The 6,000-nt window shown below is 67.1% G+C and carries 5 protein-coding genes; 4 read left to right on the top strand and 1 reads right to left on the bottom strand.

Going from position 1 to position 6,000, the window contains the following annotated elements; genetic code table 11:
* The first annotated feature begins 155 nt into the window (after window positions 1-155).
* Window positions 156-890 carry a FadR/GntR family transcriptional regulator gene (locus AC1DYD_RS10175; RefSeq protein WP_478172612.1) on the top strand — a complete coding sequence of 245 codons (735 nt, stop codon included), beginning with the start codon at window positions 156-158 and terminating at the stop codon, window positions 888-890.
* A 66-nt stretch (window positions 891-956) separates the two neighbouring features.
* Here the strand turns inward: AC1DYD_RS10175 and AC1DYD_RS10180 are convergent, their stop codons facing one another.
* Entirely contained in the window at window positions 957-1,958 is a 1,002-nt protein-coding gene (locus tag AC1DYD_RS10180) for a LacI family DNA-binding transcriptional regulator (protein WP_478172613.1), read from the bottom strand.
* A gap of 310 nt (window positions 1,959-2,268) precedes the next feature.
* Between AC1DYD_RS10180 and AC1DYD_RS10185 the strand changes: the two genes are divergently transcribed.
* From AC1DYD_RS10185 to garD, 3 genes are all read left to right on the top strand, one after another.
* Window positions 2,269-3,228 (top strand): Bug family tripartite tricarboxylate transporter substrate binding protein, encoded by a 960-nt coding sequence (locus AC1DYD_RS10185; protein ID WP_478172614.1) that lies wholly within the window; start codon window positions 2,269-2,271, stop codon window positions 3,226-3,228.
* A gap of 56 nt (window positions 3,229-3,284) precedes the next feature.
* On the top strand, window positions 3,285-4,436 hold the full coding sequence (locus tag AC1DYD_RS10190) for an L-talarate/galactarate dehydratase (protein WP_478172615.1): 1,152 nt from the start codon (window positions 3,285-3,287) through the stop codon (window positions 4,434-4,436).
* A 34-nt stretch (window positions 4,437-4,470) separates the two neighbouring features.
* Window positions 4,471-6,000, top strand: a 1,530-nt coding sequence (gene garD, locus AC1DYD_RS10195; protein ID WP_478172616.1) for a galactarate dehydratase, incomplete at its 3' end; no start/stop codon positions are given.

Below are 6,000 nucleotides of genomic sequence, written 5' to 3' on the forward strand. Positions count from 1 at the left end.
GGGCTGTGTTCGCGTTTCCACGGATCCCCTCCCGCGCCGAGTTGCCTGGACCGGCCTGTCCATTTGCGGTAGCATGAATGACAACGTTATCATCAACGCCGAGCCGCAACCCGCGAGTGAACGGGCGAGCCACGACAAGGCCCCGGAGCCATCCCATGCAAAGCATCAACCGATCGCTGTCGCGCAACCTGAGCATGGGTATCGTCGACGCATTGAGCCACCGGATCAGGATCGGCCCCCTGCGCGCCGGCGACAAGTTGCCGACCGAGGCCGAAATCATGAATGAGTTCGGTGTCAGCCGGACCGTGGTCAGGGAAGCGCTCTCAAGGCTGCAGGCCGCAGGGATGGTGCAGTCTCGGCGAGGCGTCGGTACCTTCGTGGTCGGTGCCTCGCGCGCCAAGCCCTTCCAGGTCGACAGCAGCCCGGACGACAGCCTCGCGCAGGCGCTTGCCTTGATCGAGTTGCGCATCGGCCTGGAATCCGAAGCCGCCGCACTTGCGGCGCAGCGTCGCCATGCCGGGGACCTGGAGGCCATCGCGGCTGCGCTGAACGCTTTCCGGATGGCCATGGCGCAAGGCATGGACACCGCGGTGCCCGACTTCCAGTTTCATCTCGAGATCGCGCGCGCCGCCCACAGCCCGCATTTCGCTGCCGTCCTCGAGGCGCTGGGCCCGACCTGCGTGCCGACCTCGTTCCTGGAAGCCACGGGCGGGAAAGAACCGCGCATTGCCTCGAGGGACCAGGTGCTGCGCGAGCATCGAAGCATCGCCAACGCGATCGCGCAGCAGGACGTCGATGCCGCACGTGCCGCCATGCGAACCCACCTGGTGAACGGCCGCGAGCGGCGTCGCGCTTCCGAACTGCCGAAACAGCCGCAGCGGCGCTACTAGAGCCTGTTCACCCTATTTCCGGGGTCGCGAAGGCCTGCGGGTTGCCGGAAATAGGGTGAACAGGCCCTAAGCCACAGTCGATTGCCGCTCGATCATGCGGAATCCGACGTCGATGACGGGCTTCGCGATCGTTTCACCGCGGCAGCGGTCGATGATCAGTCGCGCCGCCAGGCGGCCGATCTCGGCGCCGTCCACGTGGACGGTGGAGATCGAGGGGACCGTGTGGGCACCGAAGTCCGCGTTGCCGAAGCCGCAGATCGCCAGGTCCTGGGGAACCCGCAAGCCCCGTGCGAGCGCTTCCACGATCACGCCATGCGCCAGCTGGTCCGAACTGCAACAGATCGCCTCCAGATGCGGGTCCTGCTCCAACAATTCGGCCAGTGCGCGGCGGCCCAGTTCGAGACTGCTGGGTGCCGGCACGAAAGCGGTCGGCAGCTCGCGGCCGATCGTGGTTTGAAAGCCATCCCGCCGCATCCGCGCACGAAGGTCGTCGCCGGTGGCGATGCCGATCCGCTTCCACCCCTTGCCGAGGAAATAGCCGGCCACCGCACTTCCGACCTTCAAGTGCGAGAAGCCGACCAACATGTCGACCGGCCGATCGCTGAGGTCCCAGGTCTCGACCACCGGAATCCCGGATCTGCGCAGGCGGTCCCTGGCGCGCTGGGACTGCACGAGGCCCGTGATGACGATGCCGTCGGGCTGCCGGCCGATCATCGTGTTGAGCACCGTCTCCTCCCGCTCGGCGTCGTAGGCGGTCTGGCCCAGGATCAGCTGATAGCCGGCCGCCGCCAGCTCGGTGGTGAGCGCCTGCACGGTCGGCAGGAACTGGGACACCGACAGGGCCGGCACGATGCCGCCCACCATGAGGCTGCGCTTCGACTTGAGCCCGCCGGCGAGCAGGTTCGGTATGTAGCCGGTCGACTCGACCGCGGCCTGCACCTTCTCGATCGTCTTCTCGGACACCACGCCCGGATTGCTGAGGGCGCGCGACGCAGTGATCAGCGAAACGCCTGCGGCCTTGGCCACGTCGTGGAGCGTGGCCGCCTTGAACGGAGAAGCGGCATTCATTCGGGCTGTCGGCGTCTGGGCATTTGGATGTGAAGACCAGACCCTACCAAAATTGACCGACCTGTCGCTGACATCGTTGTCAGAAGGCACACCGGAAGGCTGGGGCCACGTCGAGAGCCGCCCTCGAAATCCGGGAAAACCCCGATCGGAAGCCCATTGACCGACAAAAATGACAACGATATCATTTCGCCCATGTCGGGGAATCGTGCATCCGAATGCAGGACGGAGCTTGCCTCAACGCAGGCCGCCATGCTGTGGCTCGCGGTACAGCATCAAAAATGACAACGTTACCATCTCAAGGAGACATTTCATGAAGAAGTACCTGGGCGCCATCGCTCTGAGCCTGTCGGCCATGGCTGCCAACGCGCAGGGCTGGCCCGAGAAGACCGTCACCCTGGTGGTGCCCTTCCCGCCGGGCGGCTCGACCGACCAGGTGGCGCGCGCCATCGCTCCGCGGCTCACCGACAAGTTCAAGCAGTCCTTTCTCGTCGACAACAAGGCGGGGGCCACGGGCACCATCGGCGCCACCTTCGTCAAGCGCGCGGCGCCCGACGGCGCAACCTTTCTCGTGACCTCGCTCGGTCCGCTGGTCATCGTGCCGCACCTGGTCAAGGGCCTGCAGTACGACGCGCTGAAGGATTTCGACCTGATCACCGTGGCGGTCGCATCGCCGAACGTGCTGGTGGTGCCTGCGAATTCGCCGCACAAGAGCGTGGCCGACGTGATTGCCTACGAAAAGGCGAATCCCGGCAAGATGACCTTCGCGTCGGCCGGCAACGGCTCCAGCGACCACCTGACTGCCGAACTCTTCTGGCAGCAGACCGGCACCCAGGGCATCCATGTCCCCTACAAAGGGGGCTCGCCGGCCCACACCGACCTCATGGGGGGTCAGGTCGATGCGTCGTTCCAGAACATCAACTCGGTCGCGCAATACATCAAGGGCGGAAAGATGCGCGCGCTGGCCGTCACCAGCCCGAAGCGCTCGCCCGTGCTGCCCGACGTGCCGACGCTGGCCGAGGCGGGGGTCAAGAACGTCGAGGTGGCCTCATGGCAGGCCATCGTCGCCCCCAAGGGGCTGTCCCCCGCGGTGCGGGACAAGGCCCATGCGGCCTTCGTCGAAGCACTCAACGACCCGAAGGTCAAGGACCAGTTCACCTCGATCGGATTCGAGATGGTCGCCAATTCCCCGGCCCAGTTCGCCGAGTTCCAGCAGAAGGAATACGCACGCTGGAAGAACGTGATCGAGACCGGAAAGATCACGATCGACTGAGCAGGCAGCGCCGCGACCGCAGCGGCAGCTCCGGACCCATTGAAAGCAATCCCGTCATGACCACCTCCTCTCCTTCCTCCGCCAGTGACAGCATCACCTGGGTTCGCATCTCGTCGTGCTACCTGCCGCTCGCCAACCCCATCAGCGACGCCAAGGTCCTGACCGGCCGCCAGAAGCCGATGACGGAAATTGCGATGCTGTTCGCCGAGATCGAGACGAAGGACGGCCACCGGGGACTGGGCTTCAGCTACTCGAAGCGAGCCGGTGGCCCGGGCCAGTTCGCGCATGCGAAGGAAATTGCGCCGGCGCTGATCGGCGAAGACCCGAGCGACATCTCGAGGCTCTGGACCCAGCTTTGCTGGGCCGGCGCATCGGTCGGCCGCAGCGGCATGGCCGTGCAGGCGATCGGCGCCTTCGATGTCGCGCTCTACGACCTGAAGGCCAGGCGCGCCGGCCTCTCGCTGTCGAAGCTGCTCGGCTCGCAACGCGATTCGGTGCAGTGCTACAACACCTCCGGCGGTTTCCTGCACACGCCGCTCGACCAGCTGCTGGTGAACGCCGCGGCCTCGCGCGAACGCGGCATTGGCGGCATCAAGCTCAAGGTCGGCCAACCCGACCGCGCGCTGGACATCCGGCGGGTGGAGGCGGTGCGCAAGCACCTCGGCGACGACATGCCGCTGATGGTCGACGCCAATCAGCAATGGGATCGGCCGACGGCCCAGCGCATGTGCCGCATCTTCGAACAGTACAACCTTGTGTGGATCGAAGAGCCGCTCGATGCCTACGACTTCGATGGTCACGCGGCGCTGGCGGCCCAGTTCGATACGCCGATCGCCACCGGCGAGATGCTGACCAGCGCGGCGGAGCACGGAGAACTCATTCGTCACCGCGCCGCCGACTACCTGATGCCCGATGCGCCGCGCGTGGGCGGGATCACACCGTTCCTGAAGGTTGCCGGCCTGGCGGAGCACGCCGGCCTCAGCCTCGGCCCGCACTTTGCGATGGAACTGCACGTCCATCTCGGCGCGGTCTACGCGACCGAGCCCTGGGTCGAGCACTTCGACTGGCTCGAACCCCTGTTCAACGAACGCCTCGAGATCAGGAATGGCCGCATGCTCGTGCCGACCCGCCCGGGCCTCGGGCTGAGCCTGAGCGACCGGGTCAAGGGCTGGACGCGCGAAGAAACCGAGGTCGGCAAGCGAGCCTGACCGCACCTGAATGCGAAAGGTCGAAGTACCCCCCATGGCTGAATCCCTCACACACGCGCCGCTGACCATCCGCATGCACGCGAACGACAACGTCGCGATCGTGGCCAACGACGGCGGGCTGGCGGCCGGCACGGTGTTCCCCTCGGGCCTCACGCTGCGCGAGAAGGTGCCGCAAGCCCACAAGGTGGCGCTGGTCGACATCCCCGAAGGCGCAGAGGTGCGCCGCTACGACGTGGCAATCGGCTATGCGCTCAAGGACATCCCGGCCGGCAGCTGGGTCCACGAGCGGCTCTTGAAGATGCCCGCCGCGCGCGCGCTCGCAGGCCTGCCGATCGCCACCGTGAAGCCGCCCGCGCTGCCGCCGCTCGCGGGCTACAGCTTCGAGGGCTACCGCAACCCGGACGGCTCGGTCGGCACCCGCAACATCCTGGCCATCACCCAGACCGTGCAGTGCGTGGCCGGCGTGACCGCGTTCGCGGTCCGGCGCATCAAGGCCGAGCTGCTGCCCAGGTACCCGAACGTCGACGACGTCGTGGCGCTCGAACACGGCTACGGCTGCGGCGTTGCGATCGACGCCCCCGACGCCGTCATCCCGATCCGCACGCTGCGCAACATCAGCCTCAATCCGAACTTCGGCGGCGAGGTCATGGTGGTCAGCCTGGGCTGCGAGAAGCTGCAGCCCGAGCGCCTGATGCCGCCCGGCACCATCCCGCTGGTGGACGAGCGCAACGTGGCCGACGTCGGCGACAGCGCCGAGGCCAAGCTCGACGTGGTCTGCCTGCAGGACGATGCGCACGTCGGCTTCATGTCGATGGTCGACGCGATCCTGCGCCAGGCCGAGGAGCACCTCGAGCGCCTCGATGCCCGTCGGCGCGAGACCGTGCCCGCCAGCGAGCTGGTGGTCGGCGTGCAGTGCGGCGGCAGCGACGCCTTCTCGGGCGTCACCGCCAACCCGGCGGTCGGCTTCTGCACCGATCTGCTGGTGCGCGCCGGCGCCACCGTGATGTTCTCGGAAGTCACCGAAGTGCGCGACGGCATCGACCAGCTCACCGCGCGTGCCAGCACGCCGGAGGTGGCCGAGGCCATGATCCGCGAGATGGCCTGGTACGACGCCTACCTCGACCGCGGGCGCGTGGACCGCAGCGCCAACACCACGCCCGGCAACAAGAAGGGCGGCCTGTCGAACATCGTCGAGAAGGCGATGGGCTCGATCGTCAAGAGCGGCAGCGCGCCGATCTCGGGCGTGGTCGCGCCGGGCGAGAAGGCCCGCCAGAAGGGGCTGCTCTATGCCGCCACGCCGGCCAGCGACTTCATCTGCGGCACGCTGCAGCTGGCCGCCGGCATGAACCTGCATGTCTTCACCACCGGGCGCGGCACGCCCTACGGCCTGGCCGAGGTGCCGGTGATCAAGGTCGCCACCCGCAGCGACCTGGCGCGCCGCTGGCACGACCTGATGGACGTCAACGCCGGCCGCATCGCCGACGGCGAGGCAAGCATCGAAGACATCGGCTGGGAGCTGTTCCGGCTGATGCTCGAAGTGGCCAGCGGCCGCACGAAGACCTGG

This window comes from Variovorax sp. P4_B11 (assembly GCF_056402355.1).